This window comes from Pantoea sp. paga, assembly GCF_007558755.1.
Classification (GTDB): domain Bacteria; phylum Pseudomonadota; class Gammaproteobacteria; order Enterobacterales; family Enterobacteriaceae; genus Pantoea; species Pantoea agglomerans.
Window position 1 is genome coordinate 478,496 of record NZ_VLTF01000003.1, and the last position, 17,821, is coordinate 496,316.

At 51.8% G+C, this 17,821-nt stretch carries 18 protein-coding genes and 2 pseudogenes; 9 read left to right on the forward strand and 11 right to left on the reverse strand.

The window, feature by feature from the left end; translation table 11 throughout:
• Window positions 1–105 precede the first annotated feature (105 nt).
• On the reverse strand, window positions 106–1,272 hold the full coding sequence (locus FOV68_RS12100) for an MFS transporter (RefSeq protein ID WP_143990949.1): 1,167 nt from the start codon (window positions 1,270–1,272) through the stop codon (window positions 106–108).
• Between FOV68_RS12100 and FOV68_RS12105 the strand changes: the two are divergent.
• Window positions 1,229–1,551 (forward strand): annotated as a pseudogene (locus FOV68_RS12105) (VOC family protein); the annotation flags it as partial. The gene FOV68_RS12100 and the pseudogene FOV68_RS12105 sit on opposite strands and share 44 nt — an antisense overlap.
• Window positions 1,552–1,806: 255 nt before the next feature.
• On the opposite strand, the gene hemH reads toward FOV68_RS12105, so the two are convergent.
• From hemH to FOV68_RS12125, 4 genes and pseudogenes are all read right to left on the reverse strand, one after another.
• On the reverse strand, window positions 1,807–2,778 hold the full coding sequence (hemH, locus tag FOV68_RS12110) for a ferrochelatase (protein WP_033760042.1): 972 nt from the start codon (window positions 2,776–2,778) through the stop codon (window positions 1,807–1,809).
• Window positions 2,779–3,407: 629 nt separating this feature from the next.
• A complete protein-coding gene (locus FOV68_RS12115; protein ID WP_143990950.1) occupies window positions 3,408–3,698 on the reverse strand; it encodes a Bor family protein in 291 nt (96 codons plus the stop codon).
• 201 nt (window positions 3,699–3,899) lie between these two features.
• Window positions 3,900–4,034, reverse strand: a pseudogene (locus tag FOV68_RS12120) (molecular chaperone DnaJ); the annotation flags it as partial.
• A gap of 69 nt (window positions 4,035–4,103) precedes the next feature.
• A complete protein-coding gene (locus tag FOV68_RS12125) occupies window positions 4,104–4,553 on the reverse strand; it encodes a GNAT family N-acetyltransferase (protein WP_143990951.1) in 450 nt (149 codons plus the stop codon).
• Window positions 4,554–5,267: 714 nt separating this feature from the next.
• Between FOV68_RS12125 and FOV68_RS12130 the strand changes: the two genes are divergently transcribed.
• A complete protein-coding gene (locus FOV68_RS12130) occupies window positions 5,268–5,636 on the forward strand; it encodes a hypothetical protein (protein ID WP_143990952.1) in 369 nt (122 codons plus the stop codon).
• A 166-nt stretch (window positions 5,637–5,802) separates the two neighbouring features.
• Here FOV68_RS12130 and FOV68_RS12135 read toward each other — a convergent pair whose 3' ends face one another.
• A complete protein-coding gene (locus FOV68_RS12135; RefSeq protein ID WP_143990953.1) occupies window positions 5,803–6,531 on the reverse strand; it encodes an SDR family NAD(P)-dependent oxidoreductase in 729 nt (242 codons plus the stop codon).
• A 98-nt stretch (window positions 6,532–6,629) separates the two neighbouring features.
• Here FOV68_RS12135 and FOV68_RS12140 point away from each other — a divergent pair, with 98 nt between their 5' ends.
• Window positions 6,630–7,013, forward strand: coding sequence for a helix-turn-helix domain-containing protein (locus FOV68_RS12140; RefSeq protein WP_010259130.1), 384 nt, complete (start codon window positions 6,630–6,632; stop codon window positions 7,011–7,013).
• A gap of 357 nt (window positions 7,014–7,370) precedes the next feature.
• Here the strand turns inward: FOV68_RS12140 and FOV68_RS12145 are convergent, their stop codons facing one another.
• On the reverse strand, window positions 7,371–8,618 hold the full coding sequence (locus FOV68_RS12145; RefSeq protein ID WP_115758226.1) for a sensor domain-containing diguanylate cyclase: 1,248 nt from the start codon (window positions 8,616–8,618) through the stop codon (window positions 7,371–7,373).
• Between the two features lie 433 nt (window positions 8,619–9,051).
• Window positions 9,052–9,435, reverse strand: a complete 384-nt coding sequence (locus FOV68_RS12150) for a nuclear transport factor 2 family protein (RefSeq protein WP_010670660.1) — start codon at window positions 9,433–9,435, stop codon at window positions 9,052–9,054.
• A 233-nt stretch (window positions 9,436–9,668) separates the two neighbouring features.
• Between FOV68_RS12150 and FOV68_RS12155 the strand changes: the two genes are divergently transcribed.
• The 5 genes from FOV68_RS12155 (at window position 9,669) to FOV68_RS12175 (ending at window position 14,086) form a co-directional block, all read left to right on the forward strand.
• Window positions 9,669–10,307, forward strand: coding sequence for a TetR/AcrR family transcriptional regulator (locus FOV68_RS12155; RefSeq protein ID WP_143789658.1), 639 nt, complete (start codon window positions 9,669–9,671; stop codon window positions 10,305–10,307).
• A gap of 63 nt (window positions 10,308–10,370) precedes the next feature.
• Window positions 10,371–10,952, forward strand: coding sequence for a TetR/AcrR family transcriptional regulator (locus FOV68_RS12160; RefSeq protein ID WP_186289745.1), 582 nt, complete (start codon window positions 10,371–10,373; stop codon window positions 10,950–10,952).
• 53 nt (window positions 10,953–11,005) lie between these two features.
• A complete protein-coding gene (locus FOV68_RS12165) occupies window positions 11,006–12,109 on the forward strand; it encodes an alkene reductase (RefSeq protein WP_069026624.1) in 1,104 nt (367 codons plus the stop codon).
• Window positions 12,110–12,162: 53 nt separating this feature from the next.
• Window positions 12,163–12,906 carry an SDR family oxidoreductase gene (locus tag FOV68_RS12170; RefSeq protein WP_069026623.1) on the forward strand — a complete coding sequence of 248 codons (744 nt, stop codon included), beginning with the start codon at window positions 12,163–12,165 and terminating at the stop codon, window positions 12,904–12,906.
• Between the two features lie 406 nt (window positions 12,907–13,312).
• The gene (locus tag FOV68_RS12175) at window positions 13,313–14,086 is read left to right on the forward strand and encodes a hypothetical protein (RefSeq protein WP_143789659.1); all 774 of its coding nucleotides are present in this window, start codon (window positions 13,313–13,315) and stop codon (window positions 14,084–14,086) included.
• Between the two features lie 100 nt (window positions 14,087–14,186).
• On the opposite strand, the gene FOV68_RS12180 is transcribed toward FOV68_RS12175, so the two are convergent.
• Together FOV68_RS12180 and FOV68_RS12185 are read right to left on the reverse strand one after the other, a co-directional pair.
• On the reverse strand, window positions 14,187–14,513 hold the full coding sequence (locus tag FOV68_RS12180) for a hypothetical protein (RefSeq protein ID WP_064703818.1): 327 nt from the start codon (window positions 14,511–14,513) through the stop codon (window positions 14,187–14,189).
• A 185-nt stretch (window positions 14,514–14,698) separates the two neighbouring features.
• Window positions 14,699–15,769 carry a LacI family DNA-binding transcriptional regulator gene (locus FOV68_RS12185; protein WP_143990954.1) on the reverse strand — a complete coding sequence of 357 codons (1,071 nt, stop codon included), beginning with the start codon at window positions 15,767–15,769 and terminating at the stop codon, window positions 14,699–14,701.
• A gap of 265 nt (window positions 15,770–16,034) precedes the next feature.
• On the opposite strand from FOV68_RS12185, the gene FOV68_RS12190 reads away from it, so the two are divergent.
• Window positions 16,035–17,240 (forward strand): maltoporin, encoded by a 1,206-nt coding sequence (locus tag FOV68_RS12190; protein WP_143990955.1) that lies wholly within the window; start codon window positions 16,035–16,037, stop codon window positions 17,238–17,240.
• 140 nt (window positions 17,241–17,380) lie between these two features.
• Here the strand turns inward: FOV68_RS12190 and FOV68_RS12195 are convergent, their stop codons facing one another.
• On the reverse strand, window positions 17,381–17,704 hold the full coding sequence (locus FOV68_RS12195) for a glucose PTS transporter subunit EIIB (protein WP_010259145.1): 324 nt from the start codon (window positions 17,702–17,704) through the stop codon (window positions 17,381–17,383).
• Window positions 17,705–17,821 lie beyond the last annotated feature (117 nt).

Sequence of the window (17,821 nt, forward strand, 5' to 3'; positions counted from 1 at the left end):
TACCCTCTCACTGTCAATGACGGGATTACCAGTAAACTGTTTCTTTCCGCTCCACCTGGCAGCGCCTGTAACTCATCGACGTCTGTTCAGGGCCAGAAGCGGACGTTACTCACTGTGAGAAGCTGAACGCATAGCAGCGCTATGCCCGGTTTTGTCAGTCAGTCCGGATATAACCGCCAGAATCAGCGCTATAACCGAGAGTATCGCGCCTGCCCAGTCAGGCGACTGAAGACCAAAGCCGGCCGCTATAACTGCCCCTCCCAGCCATGCGCCCAGGGCATTACCGAGATTGAAGAAGCCTATGTTAACGGCTGCAGCCAGCGTCGGAGCCCCTGCCGCCCGCGCTTTGTCCATCACCAGTTTCTGGATGGGGGACACGGTCGCAAACCCAAACGCAGCCATCAGAAAAATACAGACCGCTGACATGACCTGGCTGTGGGCAGTAAAGTTAAATACCAGCAGGACTACGGCCTGAGCGGCCAGGGTGACGTAAAGCATCGGCATCAGCGCGCGATCGGCATATCTGCCGCCCAACTGATTACCGACAAATAGCCCCAGACCGAACAGCAGCATCAGCCATGCCAGGCTGCTTTCGCTGTATCCGGCCAGCCCGATCATCATGGGTGCGATATAGGTAATGGAGGTAAAAAATGCACCCGGCCCAAAGACCGTTATGCCCATCGCCAGCAGAACATTGACGTTGCGGAAGGCATTAAACTCGTGTGCGAAATTATGGTTCTCCGGACGGGGCTGATGCGGGATAAGCATACCGACGCTGATAACCGTAACAACTCCAATTGCGGCAATAACCATAAAAGCATCCCGCCAGGAAAGATGCTGCCCGATCCAGGTACCGACGGGAACACCAATAAGATTTGCTACGGTCAGTCCCATGAACATGAATGCAATCGCCCTTACCCGCTTAGACGGCGCAACCATATCGGCAGCAATGATCGAACCAATACCGAAGAAGGCGCCGTGAGTCAGAGACGTGATGATCCTGCCCAGAATGGCAATGCCCAGCGTGGGCGCAAAGGCCGTAACGAGTTTACCCGCCACAAACAGCAGCATCAGGAAAACCAGCATGGCTTTTCGGGGCACTTTTGAGCCCGGAATAATCAGGGCCTGCGCGCCAACAAAAACACCCAGCGCATAAGCCGTTGCCAGATTTCCGGCCACGGGAATAGTAACGTTGAAATCAGCGGCAATAACGGGAAGCAGGCCGGCAATGATGAAGCTGAAGCACGGCCCGGGACTGGAACTTTTTGAAATGAAGGGGCCAGAGCAAAGTCAGCCCGTGCGACCAGCGATTATGGCCTGCAGCATTTTGCCGTTTACGTTGATGACATCAACGAGGCTATCAGCCTGTTCGAGCAGGCTGGCGGGAAAATGTTTACTTCTCCTCAGCCCCTGATGTTTCCAACTGAGGCGGGAGAGAATAACTTTTTCTGCTATGGCCGCACGCCGTGGGGCAGCGTCATTGAACTGATTTCTTTACCTTCAAAGCTGCCGTATGAAGACCATACCTCTCTGCGCCGCTGGAAGCCCTGAGTGTAACCGGGTGCGCCAGCGCAGGCGTACCCGTAAATACTAAACGTCCGCTCCTCGCTCATAGCTGACTTGCCCACGAATAATCTCCGACTCATACCCTCGTACAAGACAGTTGCTTGCAGCTGGAGTAGCGGGTTTCCAGGCGGCCCCTATAACGCCGCCCCGGCACGTATCACATACATGTCCGGGAGGGCCCACTTCTGGTTTCACTATGAATGTTGACACCTGCAACATCCGCTCACAAGAGTGTGAAAATCATCCCTGAAACCGATTAAGGTTCACAAGTTGTCGCAGCATCTCGATATGAATCGGTTTATCATTAAGCGCCGGTATGTAAGTAAACGATGTACCACCCGCATGCATAAAAATCTCCCTGTTCTGCTCATCAAGCTCCTCAAGCGTTTCTAAACAGTCTGATGCAAACCCCGGGCTGATTACCTGCAGGCTTTTTATTCCTTCATTCGGTAGATTTTTAATTGTCTCATCAGTAAAAGGCGTTAACCATGGCTCTCTGCCGAATCTTGACTGGAACGTCATCAATATTTTCAGTGACGGCATATTGATTGCTTCAATGAGTAATTTTGTCGTTAACTCACATCTTTCCTGGTATCGGTCCCCCTCTTTGACAAACCTTACCGGTATACCATGATATGAAATTAACAATGCATCTGGAACGCCGTTAGCTTCGAAAGATGCCTGAACGGATGCTCTTAACGCTTCAATGTAGGCAGGGTGATCGGCATAGTCATTGATGAAATTTATGGAGGGCGTATACCGGTTCTTCATTATCTGCAGGTGACGGCTCACGCTATCCCAAACAGAAGAAACGGTAGAAGATGAAAACTGGGGATACAAAGGAATGACGATAATTTTATCGACGCCTTTTTCCAGTAGCCTGTCAATTGCACCACCTATACTCGGCTCGCCATAACTCATCCCCAGCTCGACGGGCATACCTGTCACTTCTTCAAGCGCACGGGCTTGCCTGACGCTGTAAACCATAAGAGGGGAACCTTCCTCCATCCAAATCGAAGAATATAATTTCGCCACTCGCCTTGCACGTAATGGGATAATCACGCCATGTAGAATGGGGCACCAAATGATTCTTGGTAAGTCGACCACTCTGTAGTCATGCAGAAATTTAGATAAAAATTTCTTTACCGCAACAGGCGTTGGTTCTTTTGGTGTTCCAAGGTTAACAATCAAAACACCCTGTTTATTCGTCATCAGGTGGGACCCTCAAAGCCATTGTCACTAACTCACTCATGCCAGTCACTCCGTAGCAGCTTGTCTTAAAGGCCTCAATTTGACCTCATTTTGTAGAAATAATTGAAATGCAGATTGACTGTTTCACGGCTTATGATGCTATGAGTCTGATTGCAGCCATCGTTTTTACTCAATGATCATGATTTTAGGACAAATCATCAGTGAAAACATTACTTTCTCTATCGTCAGATTTAACCGGTGCGGGGCTACGCGACGTCATTATTGAAGTCGGCGTGTGGAGGAGTTAGCTGGAGGAGGTGAGAAAACCGCATCTGGATGCCCGCGCAGATGCATGCCTTAGGCTTTATCTTTTTATGCGTAAAAGTGATGAAGGCAACTGACCTGCTCCCTGTTAATCCTTACAGCACGCTTTTAGCAATGTCCGTTACTCGCTTAAAGCGGACTGACATGCCTCAACAGCTTACCACTGCTTTTACCAGGCTGGACGACGTTGCCTGAACTCATTTCGGGTAATGTCGTCAGCAGGCGAGCCGCGCAGCGGTGCGACAGCTGAGTTTAATAGTGACAATATACTAATGCGATTTAATAACCGGCGGAGGATTAGGCCGGCGAACCGGCCTGAGGCATTATCAGATGGCGCAATAAACGCGTGCTTCACGTGGCGTGTAAATACCAAACGTCACCACGCTCAGTAAACCATTAACAAACGTCTGCTGCACTTCAACCCGGTTAACTTTTTCCTGGCCGCCGCACACCTGCGCCGCATCAATGCTTTTACGCTGACCGATACCTGAAACAAAGAACGACTGGCTGGTGGTTTTCGTCGCCGCGCCAACTTGATTCTGTTTCATTACGAAAGTCTGCTGCGCACAGCCGGTTAAACTCAGAGCCAACAATGCCGCAACACAAAGCTTGTTCATAAATATCCTTATCGCCTGAAATAAAAAAATAAATGCTGAGTGAAATCATCACTCAGCCAGCAATCAGGTTATCGACAACGAAAGCGGAAACATGAGAAAGATTTTCAAGTAAGCCTAACGGATACGTTTTGCTGAACAGCACAGCAATAAAAAAAGCCCCCGCACTGCAGGGGCTTTTTATGTTTACCGCAGCATTTCCGCTTAGCGAGTCAAATCGTAGAAGAACTTTTTGACGTCATCGAGAAAGCTTTTTGAATGCGGACTGTTCTTCTCGCCCGCCGCACCACCAAAGCTCTATTCCGGCTCACGCAGCAGCGACTTATGCTTCTCGCTCATAGCGGACCCTGGCCTGCCGTCAGTCCGCTTTGTGCCAGGAACGGAAGTCAGGGCCGACAAATACAATCATCACAATACCTTTGCGAAACAGACAGCCTCTTCTCTACCTATATATGGACCATAATTCTCAATACGGACATATCCATTTTTCTCGTAAAAATTGACGGCCCGACGGTTGATATGCCGGGTTTCCAGTTTCAACTCGCGATATCCCATTTGTTTTGCGGAGGTTTCCAGAAAAATAAGTAAAGCACTACCCACGCCTGGCAAGCTTTGGTCTGAAAACATTCTTTTAATCTCGGCTGTATTTTGAGTTAATGGCCGGATTGCGCCGCATCCTATCGCATCCCCATGAGCATTCTTTGCCAATACCCATAATGCTTTGCCATCATTCATTGCTTCAACGATGAAGTTGGTTTTGCCATTATCGCCAGTAATAGCGGCAAGCTCAGCGGACAGCATTTCGATTAAGCGATGGGATTCTGAAGAAAATGGATCTGATTTCTCTACGGTTATCATGGTCATATCCTATAAAGGGAGTTTAACCAGCATAAAGTACCCTCGCTGAAAAATCATCATCCCAAAACGGGTGATGGGACAACACTTATTCAAACCATCCTATGGATGTCAAGTCCGCTCCTCGCTCAAAGCAGCCAGTCGATGCGCTAACATCACGTTTTCAATCAGTCACCGTTTGCTGCGCTGGCGAACGTGTGCGGAACCCCCGCGATGTCTGTTCCTCTGGGCTCCTTTCTTCCCATAATCTGCCGATTGGCATGCAGTTCTGCGCAGGATTTAATCAGGAGAACTTATTGCTGGCACTGGCGGGTCAGCTTGAAAGCGCCTATCAGTGGCAGACAAGAAAACCAGCGGTGTGGGCTGGTCGCTAAAGACCCTTTCAGAAGCATCGCCTGATGCTTTTTTCCAGAACGTGTAAGCGATGACCTCCTCTCTGCTATTTTTTGTCTCGAAAATAGCGGGGAGAGGCGACCGGCTTATAAAGTCACCTGGAAAACTTTAGCTCACTGCTCACGGTTGACATGACTCTCCGTAACAGGCATACCACTTTGTCAGTTTTGCCGTTAGCGAACAGGTGAACAACCGGGAACTTCCGCTATCGACCAATCTGATGCTGTGAGTATTTGCGCTCGTCGTCAGAAGCGGAATAATATCGATTTCGGTGGTTTAAACTTTTGAAGTAATAACCCAGGGCTGAAACAGCTGGAGATTAATATGCAATCAGTTCGCCTCATGGGTGACGGATACGAACCTCATGTGACACAGGAGGAAGGTAAACTGATTTACTCATTGCCTGTCGATTCTGGTTTTATCAGCTATGAATTTGCCTTTGAGATCAGCCGGCACGATCTGGATATTCTGCTTTCCGATGATTACAGACGTGCCGTGCTCGAAATTACTGCGCATACCTTGCTCCAGCGTTCGACGCTAAAAGACTATGACCGCTTTACCCAGAAAGACTTCGATAAACTGGTCACGAACACCCTTCACTCCACACCCGATTTCCTGCAAACATTCATTTCTCAGATAAGCCATGAACATCACATTGTTATTGAGCATTACGTTAAAGAAATCATGGACTGACGTTCTGCCCTAAAATGAATAAACCTGGACCCGAACAAAACTAAGGCAGGCAAATATCAGTCTTAGATTTGTTCTTAGCTGGAATAGCAGAGAGAGAGCTTCTCAAAGAGTCAAAACCCTCCCCGCCATGCCATTGAGCTATCCCGCAACGTCCGCCGCTAATCCCCTATGCTGTCATGCCGCCATCAATCACCAGTTCAGTGCCACTGACGTAACTGCTTTCATCGGAGGCCAGAAACAGGGCCGCAGCCGCCACTTCATCAGGATTACCCAGCCGCTTTGCCGGGATCCGTTCGCTGAGTGTCTGCCTGACTTCATCGCTGGCCTGGCTAAACATCGGTGTATCGGTGGGGCCAGGACTGAGTGCATTAACTCTGATACCACGCGGTGCCAGCTCGCTGTTCCAGGTGCGGGCATAGGATCGCACCGCAGCCTTGCTGGCGGAATAGGCAGCATAGCCAGGATTAGCAATGCTTCCCGCGATCGACCCCACCAGTACGATGCTGCTGCCCTCCCTCATGAGCCGTACCGCGTGCTGCACCGTCAACACCATGGCACGCACATTCAGATCAAAGATGCGATTAAGGTGCTCCTCCGTGGTCGCTTCCAGGCTCGCAGGTTCTGACACGCCAGACGAGTTGACGAGGATATCAAGTCTGCCAGCCCTGGCATTGAGGGTTTCAAACAGACGCTCAAGGTCGCTTGTGTGGGTGATGTCACCCGCAATCGCCTCGACCTCACCGCCAATCAGCGCTACAGCCTCTGCCAGCTGTGCTTCACGTCGGCCCGTTATAAAAACCCGTGCGCCTTCCTGAACAAAACGGCGAGCAACAGCGAGGCCAATACCGCTACTACCACCGGTGACCAGGGCGATCTTTCCACTTAGTTTCATTATTACGACTCCGGATAGGGGTTAGACACCTGATGGTATATTTATTATATTTAGTGTCAATTACGCACCTGATGTACACCAGATATCCTCAAGGAAACCAAATGACCACTGATATCACCGTAGTGCTGGCCGAGATCAACAGCACGCGCCCTATCCTGGAACAGGTGGCAAACAAGTGGTCAGTACTGATCCTGACCGTGTTGTGCTCCCAGCCCTCACGTTTTAACGCCATCAAGCGCAGGCTCGACCCCATCACACATAAGTCTCTGACGGAGGCATTACGACGGCTGGAACGCAACGGATTAGTGAGCCGCCACGTGATTGCCTCCTCCCCTGTGGCGGTGGAATATGCGATTACGCCGCTGGGCCGAACGTTGCAGGATCCTTTTATCGCGCTGGTGAGCTGGGCAAAGCAACATGGGGGAGCGATGGAACAGGCGCAGACGGTTTATGATAATGGACGGGATATCGATGAGTCTGTATGAACTCCGCCAGGGTGGCGTTCCTGCCTGTCAATAGCGTCAGGTTAATGAGAAGATGAGTTCAGCAGGAACAATGAATTGCCGTACGCGGAGTTCCGCGAAGTCACTCAGACCAGTTCATCACAGACGTTTGAGGGAATTCAGTAGCCTGTCTCGCACCTGGATGTTGGTCATCAGCAACAGACTTCTTTTTGTGCCTGAAACAGAAAACCTTTCTGCCGTGGCACGCGGTTTCAGAATATAAGGCGGGTTAATCAGGCGTTCAGGAAATGTGTCCTTGCGGTAACAGTCGGCAAAGCGTTAAACGTAAGATCCATTACCGTTAAACCGGAAGGTCATACCAGCAATCATTTGCATCGACTAAGGCTCTTCTGACTCAAAAAACTGATACGACCCATCACGTCGGGCTTTGGCCTGGTACATCGCTTTATCCGCGTTTTCGAATAATATTTTGGCCGATGCCGTCCCGAAACGGGCAAGGCTGATACCGATAGCCGCGCCAATGCGCACGTCCATATTATCAATGGCGAATGGCGCGTGCAGACTTTCAATAATACGCAGGGCAATGGCAGCGGCTGTATCGCGATTTCTGCACTTTGCCGCCACAACAAATTCATCTCCACCCAGTCGCGCCAGTGAGTCGCCCGGACGCATACAGCGTTGCAGCCGTTCACTGACCTGCTGCAGCAAGGCATCCCCTGTCGCGTGGCCCATCAAATCGTTTACCGCCTTAAAGCCATTCAGATCGATAAACATCACCGTCGTAAAGGCCTCATCATCCACCTTCGCCAGCATGCGCCCGACCTGGTCGTTGATCCAGGTACGATTATGCAGCCCGGTCAGCGTGTCCAGCGTAGCCAGCTTCTCCAGATTGCTCATCCTCTCTTTGTCTCGCGTAATGTCGCGCGACACCAGAACTGCACCGATATTTTTGCCGGTAGAGGGATTGATGACGCCACAGGCTTTGGTGCCCAGAATGATGTAGTGGCCGTCACGATGCAGCTTGCGCACCTCAACGACGTCCGGCAGTACTCCTCCGTTAAAGATGCAGGCGAGTGCTTCAGAAGCGGGGCCGCGGTCATCGGGATGCAGGAAATCCACCACCAGCTGACCGACAACTTCTTCGGCTGTCCAGCCAATCATTTCGCTATAAGAGGGCGAGATTGAAACGTACCGGCCATCCGCGTCGCAATGGGCAATCAGATCGGTGCTGTTTTCAATTAACAGACGATATTCTGCCGCCGTGCGCAGCGCATCTTCCAGCGCTTTACGCTGTCCGGTCACATCCAGAATGAAGCCGTTATACTGCAGACGGGACGTGCCAGGCTGGCGATCCGGCAGGCCAGATACAATGACCCGACGCGTCTTGCCATCCAGACAGTTGATCGGCACTTCAATATGAAAAGGCGTCAGGAAATCAAGCGCTGCGGTCAGTTGCAGCGCGATCTTTGCATCGTCGTCGGCCTGTGCCAGTCTCAGCCATGAACTCAGCGTCACACCCTTCAGTTCAGGCATCAGACCAGCAGGGCTTTCCTGACTGGCGACGCAGATACCCTGGGCGTCTGTAGACCAGACAGCGGTAAAAGAGGGTTTGATCATTGTGTTCATGGCGGCCGGCTCCGACGTGGCTGACGATATTAAACAGGCTCAGTACTCGTCGCTACAAACCTGATTATAACCGTTAATGTCCGCCTGTAGCTGAAGGAGGATCCGGAGACAGGTTCATCATTGCGAGAATACCCGCCATTGACGACGGCTGACGCTGCGCTTGTCCGTCTGCAGCTGCTGAGGTGCCGCCCTGCCCGCACAAGAGTGAGCGAACCCGGGATTCAGTGTCAGAAGTATGAGCCAGTGTTTATCGGCCGATCGGGCCAGAATCTTTAATGATGCCACCTCTGCCAAAAGCGCTGGGGTATGATTATGTTGATTAATAGCAACCGGATAATCAGGCGTAAAATCACTTTACTGTTTTAGTCTTCTTAATACCTTTTTGCAGCCCGCAGCAAACGCAGGCTGCAACGGTCAGCTGACCAGACCTGGATCAGTCTGCCGTATGTGTGTGATAGATCTTGCTGACCACGGTCCAGCGATCGTTCACTTTCAGCAGGTTAAAAAAATCAGTGAAACGGAAACCAGAAATGTCGTCAGTGTCGATGCGGGCACTGGCGGCAGACCCAACAATATCTACGCGCACAATAGCCGCTTTTGCTTCGGGTGAAGGACGGAATGCGGTGTCGATGGTGTCAAACAATCCCTGAATTGGACCGCCGCTGAGGTTGCCGTCACTGTCGAGACCAAAAATGGTCGCCCTGTCGCTGAAAGCGGGCTTCATGAGCTCGCTTTTCGCCTGCTTACCTCCTTCGTTATACTGATTGAGCACTGCCACGATGGCGTTATAGTCCTGCACATAGGTCGTATTATTCATCTGTTTTCTCTCCGTTCTGATTAATAAGGTATCCCTTCAGACACCCCCGCTTTTGGGTGATATTTTCTGACACAGACATGTACCGACTCAGCGCGACAGCAGCCTGCCGGGGGAGCGAAGGCGTGAACAGGGCGAGCCACTGTGGCGATTTAATTATGTAGTGATCACTACGTAATATTATTATTGTATAGTGATCACTATGTAATATGTCAAGAGAAAGATTGAGGCCGTCTATGAAAATGCCTGACCAGCCTGCCGTGACTGAAAAGCCGAAAGGCCGGCCACGAAGCTTTGACCGTGATAAAGCGTTGCTGAAGGCGCTGGATCTGTTCTGGCGCAAAGGTTTTGAGCCAGCATCGGTTGCCGAACTTTGCGCCGCCATGGAAATCAACCCACCCAGCCTCTATTCCGCCTTTGGCAACAAGGCAAAACTTTTTCTGGAGGCCGTGAACTACTACGAAACGAAGTACTGGAAAGCGACCTGGCTGCGGCTTGAGGAGAGGCAGGATATTGGTGAAGCGATTGACGGTTTCTTTAGCGAAGCAGCCGATATTCTGCTCTCCCCTTCAGCGCCCTGCGGCTGCATGGTGGTGCTGGCAGCCATCAATGTTTCAGCAGAATCGACGGACGTTGTCAGGGCGGTTAGCGTTCTCAGACAGGAAGGGAAAGATCTGTTTGAAAAACGGCTGGTCAGAGCGGTTCAGGAGAAACAACTGCCCGCAGATACCAACACCGTCGCGCTGGCTACCGTTCTGAATACGCTGCTGGAAGGCATGTCGATAGAGGCGAAAGATGGTGCGACGCTTCAGAGCCTGAAATTGATCGGCCAGCACGCCACCCGACTGCTTCACCCGCTCACAATCAGAAACTGATAGCATGCAACAGGTTAAAAGTTACTAGACGACCGGTCAGTTTTTCACTAGAGTGTGCACATTATGAAAAGAAACGTGACAGATATGCGGCAACACATCATTGATGTGGCCAGGGCGATCATTACTCACAAGGGCTACAGCGCCGTCGGGATTTCCGAGATTGTAAAAGCGGCAGATATCCCAAAAGGCTCGTTCTATTACTACTTTCCCTCGAAAGAAGCGTTTGCAGAGGCGCTGCTGGAGCACTACTTCAGCCACTATTTGCTGGAAGTAGAGCATCAGTTAGGCGGAACAGGAACGGCGAGAGAGCGACTGCTGCGCTATTTTACCTTCTGGAAAACGACCCAGGGTGCAGACCTGCCTGAAAGCAAATGTCTCGTGGTCAAGCTGGGGGCGGAAGTCTGCGACCAGTATAAGAACATGCGGCATGTGCTGGCCACGGGCACCCATGAAATTGTGCTCAAAATTGCTGCCTGTCTCCGGCTCGGTCAGGAAGATGGCTCCCTGCCCGCCGTAACGGATGCCACTGAACTGGCAGAAGAACTCTATCAGCTCTGGCTGGGGGCTTCCCTGATGGCGAAAATCCACGATCCTGACAAAGCGTTCAGTCAGGCAATGAACGCAACAACACGGCTACTCGGGTAGCCGGTTTTTTTTATCCAATTACTAGACGACCGGTCAACTATTAAGAGGCTTATATGACTGACAACAGTACCCGTACCGATTTATTTTCACCTGTTTCGATGGGCAGCCTTCAGCTGTCAAACCGCATTGTCATGGCGCCGGTCACGCGTAGCCGTTACGGTGAAGAGGGTGTGCCTGATGAACTCCATGCGACCTACTATGCACAGCGTGCCGGGGCTGGCCTGATTATTTCTGAAGCCACCAACATCTCTCCACAGGGACGCGGCTACGCCGCGACACCGGGGATATGGAGTGAAGAGCAGGTAGCTGGATGGAAAAAGGTCACCGAGGCAGTCCACGCCAAAGGCGGCAAAATCGTCTGCCAGTTATGGCACGTGGGCCGTTTTTCAAGCGTGGAACTGCAGCCTGACGGCCAGCGTCCGGTTGCGCCATCTGCCATTAAAGCTGAAGGACAGACTTATACCGTAAACGGCTTTGTGCCGGTATCGACGCCACGTGCGCTGGAAACAGAAGAAATCCCCGGCATCATTGAGCAATACAAACGTGCAGCTGAAAATGCCCTGCGTGCCGGTTTCGACGGCGTTGAGGTCCACTCTGCCAACAGCTACCTGCTCGATCAGTTCCTGCGTGATTCCACCAATCACCGTACCGACGCCTACGGTGGCTCTATTGAAAACCGCGCCCGCCTGACGCTGGAAGTGACAGAAGCCATCATCAACATCTGGGGCAATGACAAAGTCGGTATCCGCCTCTCTCCGGTCACGCCTGATGCCGGTAACACGCCGCCAGACAGCAATGTTATGGCGATGTACGGCTACCTCATTCAGCAACTTAACCGGTTCAGCCTGGCTTATCTGCACTTCGTTGAAGGCGCGACGGCCACCTCTCGTGATGTGCCTGCCGATGTGGACATGGACGCGCTGAGCGCACAGTTCAACGGTCCGTTTATTGGCAATAACAACTATGACCTTGAGATGGCCATCAGCCGCCGCAACGCCGGAATTATTGATGCGGTTGCCTTTGGACGCCTGTTCATCTCCAACCCGGATCTGGTTAAGCGTCTGCGTTACGGTGCCGCGCTGACCATCGCGCCGAAAGAAGCCTATTACGGCGGTGGTGCAAAGGGTTACACCGACTGGCCGGAAGCCAGCTATTGATAACGGTTTATGGCGGGTGACTACCCGCCCCTTTCACCAGAAGGAGAATCAAAATGAATTACCTGCAACAGAAAACAGCCATTATTACAGGTGCATCCTCCGGGATCGGCGCGGCTACCGCGCTTGAACTTGCGCGTCATGGCGTGAATATTGTGGCGGCAGCACTGGACCAGAATGGTCTTGATACGCTGGTACGCCAGATAGAAGCTGAAGGGGGACGCGCTGTCGGCCAGGTAACCGATGTTACGCGTCTGGAAGAAACCCAGGCGCTGGTGAAGTTCGCCAGTGATACTTTCGGCTCGGCAGACATACTGATTAACAATGCGGGCCTGATGCTTTTTTCAAGCTGGAGTGACGTTGCCTGGGAAGAGTGGAACAAAATGGTCGACGTCAACATCAAAGGCTATCTGAATGCCATTGCCTCTGTGTTACCCGTTATGCTGAAGAAAAATGAGGGACAGATCCTGAATATGGCATCGGTTGCAGGTCATCAGGTGGATGCGGGTGCTGGGGTTTACAGTGCAACAAAATTCTTCGTCCATGCCATGACAGAATCGATGCGCAAAGACTTAGGGGTTAATAACGGGATACGCGTCAACACTATCAGCCCTGGCGTAATCAATACCGGCTGGGCCGATAAAGTCGGCGATCCTCAGGGCCGTAAAGTGGCTCAGGAACTGAATAAATTAGCTATCAGCCCACAGGATGTGGCTAATGCGGTGGTGTATGCACTAAATCAGCCGCAGAACGTTACCGTCAACGACCTGATCGTCTCTCCCACCAGACAAAACTGGTGATATCCGGATAACAGCGTCGGGGTTGCCACGCCATCCACCCTGTCCTGATGCTGATTATCAGGGCAATACTGCCCCGGTATGGCTCGCACGCCCTGACGCTACTTTTTCTGCAATTCTTACCTGATTAAGCCGCCGGGCTATCACTATTTGCATCGCCTGAAAATTAAGAAGAAAACAGAGTAACTCAGAATTAATTCTTATAGGTTAACAGGAAAAACAGCCCAAACACCGCACTCCGACTGAGCAAATATTACATTAAATCATAGGGTAAATGCCGGTTTGGTGATTGACAAGCTGTGATCAAAATTCCTGTCATAGTTTTCTTTAGCTTAACATTTTCTTAAGATTAATCTTATAACATCGTCTCTGTATTAGCCCATGTTGGGCTGTTCCGGAGTATCACCCTATGCAAAATAACAACACAGCGTCTCACTCTCTCAGTAAAGTTCCGGCCGTTACCGCGGCTTTCTGGTTAACCAAAATCGCTGCGACTACCCTGGGTGAAACCGGCGGCGATGCGGTGACCATGTCGATGAATCTCGGTTACCTGACCGGGACATTGATCTTCGCCATCATCTTTCTGATCGCGGTGATGGTGCAGATAAATCGCCACAGTTTTAACAAATGGATTTACTGGTTCACCGTGGTGGCCACAACCACGGTCGGCACGACGATGGCAGATTTTGCCGATCGCTCACTGGGCATAGGGTATTTAGGCGGCACCGTGCTGCTGAGCACCCTGCTTATCCTCTCGCTTTTCCTGTGGAAAATCACCTGCGGTACGGTTGCGGTCAGTTCAGTGAGCAACGGCGTCACAGAGAGTTTTTACTGGATCACTATTATGTTTTCACAAACCCTGGGCACGGCCTTAGGTGACTGGACGGCAGACACTGAAGGGCTGGGCTACGATGGCGGGATCCTGCTGTTTGTTGGCGCGCTGGCAATCATCTGGGCGGCCAGTCGCTTTACTTCACTTTCGCGTACGGGGCTCTTCTGGGCGGCCTTTATCCTGACCCGACCACTGGGTGCCGTGGTCGGCGACTTTCTGGACAAACCCCTTGCCTCAGGCGGACTCGCGCTAAGCCGCTACGGTGCCTCGCTGACACTGGCACTAATCATCATCGCTCTTCTGGTGATGCTGCCCCAGCGCCCGGCGATGAAGACCGCCACGGCGAGTTAAAAACATTACAGGCAGATTTACAGATAACGCATCGACTTAAACGTAGTCAGGGCCGCCAGCGATGGCGGCTTTTTTATTTTCTTATGCGTAACAGGCTACATCAGACAGAGCGCTCAAAGGAGACGATTTGACCATCGGGTGCAGCAGAGAGTACCGGCAGGCTCTCTGGTGGCTCAAACATCTTCACCCGAAACGCAGTGTTGCTGGCATCAAGGAAAACGGTTCTGAGATGACGGTTACAGATGAACCATATTTCATCGCGGTCATTTGAAAGAATGTAGTAAGCATCTGATGTTTCAGAGGGGTTAAAACAGCCCAGCGCGCGATAAGCCGTCTGTGGGGTAAAACCGCTGGAAAGCGGCAGCGGCCTGGGGCCATGCGCTAACTCTTCGATCCTGAGATAAAGTCCCTGTTCAAGCCACAACATAATGTCACTCCCTGAAAGTAGAGAAACCGGGCTGAACGTGTCGGCTGCATTACCGCGAAGCAGAATGCCCATTCACTGACCGATTTAGTGATCGGATAATTTTTCCGGCATGCAGAAGCGTTATCCTGATCTGAGCATAGCAGCGGTGCGTTCTTATGCTTTTTTTATCTTCTTCCGGTTCTCTGCTACTCAAGACGACTGGCGAGCAGCCGCAGCTGCTCAGCAATCTGCTTCAAATCCCGCTGCTGCTGACCGGCGATACCCGTCGAGCTGCGCACCACCAGTTTTGCCGGAAGGATAGAAGAGGAACGCTGCTCATCCTGCTCACTGGCTAACAACAGACGCGCGACCGCCTCTTTGCCCTGTAAATCAAGATCGAGCGACACCGTGGTCAGCGCCGGATGGAAGAAGGCACTTTCATAGGTGTCATCGTAGCCAATCACCGAAATCTGCCCCGGCACCGCTACCCCGCGCTGATGCAGCGCGCTCAGCACACCCAGCGCCATCTGATCGTTTCCCACCAGCAGCGCGCTGAACTCCGGCGCTTCACGCAGCAGTTGCAGCACGCCGTTGTAACCACTTTGCGCATCCCAGTTACCGTGGCTGACGCTGACCGGCTTCAGACGATAGCTCTCCAGCGTATCCAGCCAGCTCTTTAACCGCAGATTGGCAGAAACGGACTCCTCTGGCCCGGCCAGCAGAGCAAATTCCCGATGCCCCTGCTCATAGAGATATTTGACACTGGCACGGGTGCCGTCAGCGGGGTTAAACGAAACGTTAAACACCGCACTGTAGGGATCAACATCAAGAAAAAGGCACAGGATATCGTCGTTCTCCTGCACGATCTGCTCCGCATCACTGCTCTCCAGCGGGACGTTGATAATCACCTTATCCACGCGCTGCGACTTTAGCTCATTGATACAATTCTGCAGACTTTGATTGACGTTCTCATCAATCATGGCGATCAGCACCTGATAGTCAGTGGCATTGGCATATCGTTTTACCGCAGCGGCCACCTGCGAGGGAGCATGCAACGCCAGTGATGTGGTCACCAGACCCAGCGTTGTGCTCTGCTTACCCACCAGCTGTTGCGCCAGTCTGTTTGGCACGTAGCGCAGGGTCTCAATAGAGTGCTCCACCTTGCGCCGCGTTGATTCTGAGACGTTTGCCGACTTATTCAAAACCCGCGAAACCGTCTGATAAGAGACGCCAGCATGGCGGGCGACATCCTCTAAGGTGGCATTTTTTGATTTCATAATTCGCATCCCTGATTACCGATGGCGGAATGGTATCACAGCAGCCGAATAAGCCAGGTTACCGCAGTCACATTGCGAAAATAAAAAGTAAAAGTCATACCTTCACATCACGAGATTTGGTGATCTGATTCACTAATCGTTACAAATACCGCCACTTTATTTGCACTGCATCACACATTATCGCGATTTTGTTTGTCACCTATCTGACAAAAAGCGTTAACTGCCGCTGTCATGTGAACGTATTACATATAAAATTGAAGATAACATGGAAACAAGGTTACGTACTGCTGCTGTGGCGCTCGCTGCGGCCCTGACCTCCCCGACGCTCTATGCTGCTATCGACAACATTGATTTCCATGGCTATCTGCGTGGTGGCGTTGGCGTATCGCAGGATGGCGGTATTGAAGAGTATCAAAAGAACAAGATTGGCCGTCTCGGCAACGAAGCTGACACCTACGGCGAGGTTGAGCTGGGCAGCGAAGTCTACAAAAAGGATGACGTCAGTTTTTACGTCGACACCATGGTCAGCATGTTCTCCGACGGTTCTAACGATAACGAAACCACCCTCGGCGACGATGCGCAGTTTGGCTTGCGTCAGCTCAATCTGCAGATCAAAGGACTGGTGCCGGGTGACAAGAATGCGGTGATCTGGGGCGGTAAACGTTACTACCAGCGTCACGATTTGCACATCATTGATACTAAATACTGGAATATCTCCGGCTCCGGCGCGGGTATCGAAAATTACACTCTGGGCCCGGGCGCGATCTCCTTTGCCTGGATCCGTGGCGATGCCAATGACGTCGATTACCGGGTCGATGGCGATAACGACGTCAACATTAACTACCTGGATCTTCGGTATGCTGGCTGGAAACCGTGGAGCGGTGCCTGGACCGAGTTTGGTATTGATTACGCCATGCCGAACACGACCAAAAAGCAGGAAGAGTATGGTGGCCTGTATGATGCGGAAAACGGCGTAATGCTCACCAGTGAAATCAGTCAGGATATGTGGGGCGGCTATCAGAAACTGGTATTCCAGTACGCCAATAAAGGCCTGGCACAAAACATGATTTCACAGGGCGGCGGCTGGTATGACATGTGGAACGATACACGCGATGCCACCGGCTACCGCGTAATCAATACCGGCCTGCTGCCGATCACCGACAAGTTCTCCCTGAATCAGGTCTTTACCTGGGGTTCAGCGGATGATGTCACCGCGCAGACCAGCAAAAGCACCCTGCTGTCGCTGGTGGGTCGTGGCCAGTATCAGTTCACGCAGTATGTCCGCGGCATCGGCGAAGTGGGTAGTTTCTGGCAGAAAGATGAGAACAAAGTGGGCAGCGACTACAAACAGGCGGGTCAGAAATATACGCTGGCGCTGGGTCTCGCAGCCGGTCCCGAATTTATGTCACGCCCGGAACTGCGTCTGTTTGCCTCTTATCTGAATGACTCAGAAGACGGACACAGTTTCTAGGACAACACCAGTAACAACACCTGGAACTTCGGCGTACAGGTCGAAGCCTGGTGGTAACCGAGCAGTCTCCTCATTGTGATCATTGTTAAGCTCTTATGCAGGGGCTTATTTGGATAACCGGCGACGGTTATCCATTTTTTTTACTCCGGCTGAAGCGGCTTAAAGAATCGGGCTTCCAGCAACTGACGCAGCTGGTCGGACTGCGTACCAAAGATGGCATGAACTTCCTGCCCCAGAATCACCACGCCAATCGCCCCCGCTTTCTGTAATCCTGCCGTATCCACCGCCCTCAGCGATGTCACTTTCACCCGCAGCCGGGTTAAACAGGCATCCACCTGCTGAATGTTTTCACGCCCGCCAAAGCACTCTACAAGACGCTCCAGCAGCGCACTGTCTATCTCAACCTCTTCCGCCGTCAGCGGCTGCCGACTGAAATATTGCTTAAACGATTTCAGACTCACCATGTTGTTCTCCTCCAGATAATAAAAAGGCGGGCTGCTGCCCGCCACTCACGACTGATAAACGAAAACGAGGGGGACTGTCTTCAGGGCACTCACAGAAAATACACTCTTCCTGCCCTT

Coding starts and splice junctions, on each gene's coding strand:
- FOV68_RS12160 (WP_186289745.1), top strand. CDS start 10,371: ATGAAAAGAAACGTGACAGATATGCGGCAACACATCATTGATGTGGCC.
- FOV68_RS12140 (WP_010259130.1), top strand. CDS start 6,630: ATGACCACTGATATCACCGTAGTGCTGGCCGAGATCAACAGCACGCGC.
- FOV68_RS12165 (WP_069026624.1), top strand. CDS start 11,006: ATGACTGACAACAGTACCCGTACCGATTTATTTTCACCTGTTTCGATG.
- FOV68_RS12195 (WP_010259145.1), bottom strand. CDS start 17,704: ATGGTGAGTCTGAAATCGTTTAAGCAATATTTCAGTCGGCAGCCGCTG.
- hemH (WP_033760042.1), bottom strand. CDS start 2,778: ATGACGAATAAACAGGGTGTTTTGATTGTTAACCTTGGAACACCAAAA.
- FOV68_RS12175 (WP_143789659.1), top strand. CDS start 13,313: ATGCAAAATAACAACACAGCGTCTCACTCTCTCAGTAAAGTTCCGGCC.
- FOV68_RS12150 (WP_010670660.1), bottom strand. CDS start 9,435: ATGAATAATACGACCTATGTGCAGGACTATAACGCCATCGTGGCAGTG.
- FOV68_RS12190 (WP_143990955.1), top strand. CDS start 16,035: ATGGAAACAAGGTTACGTACTGCTGCTGTGGCGCTCGCTGCGGCCCTG.
- FOV68_RS12180 (WP_064703818.1), bottom strand. CDS start 14,513: ATGTTGTGGCTTGAACAGGGACTTTATCTCAGGATCGAAGAGTTAGCG.
- FOV68_RS12125 (WP_143990951.1), bottom strand. CDS start 4,553: ATGATAACCGTAGAGAAATCAGATCCATTTTCTTCAGAATCCCATCGC.
- FOV68_RS12130 (WP_143990952.1), top strand. CDS start 5,268: ATGCAATCAGTTCGCCTCATGGGTGACGGATACGAACCTCATGTGACA.
- FOV68_RS12185 (WP_143990954.1), bottom strand. CDS start 15,769: ATGAAATCAAAAAATGCCACCTTAGAGGATGTCGCCCGCCATGCTGGC.
- FOV68_RS12115 (WP_143990950.1), bottom strand. CDS start 3,698: ATGAACAAGCTTTGTGTTGCGGCATTGTTGGCTCTGAGTTTAACCGGC.
- FOV68_RS12155 (WP_143789658.1), top strand. CDS start 9,669: ATGAAAATGCCTGACCAGCCTGCCGTGACTGAAAAGCCGAAAGGCCGG.
- FOV68_RS12170 (WP_069026623.1), top strand. CDS start 12,163: ATGAATTACCTGCAACAGAAAACAGCCATTATTACAGGTGCATCCTCC.
- FOV68_RS12145 (WP_115758226.1), bottom strand. CDS start 8,618: ATGAACACAATGATCAAACCCTCTTTTACCGCTGTCTGGTCTACAGAC.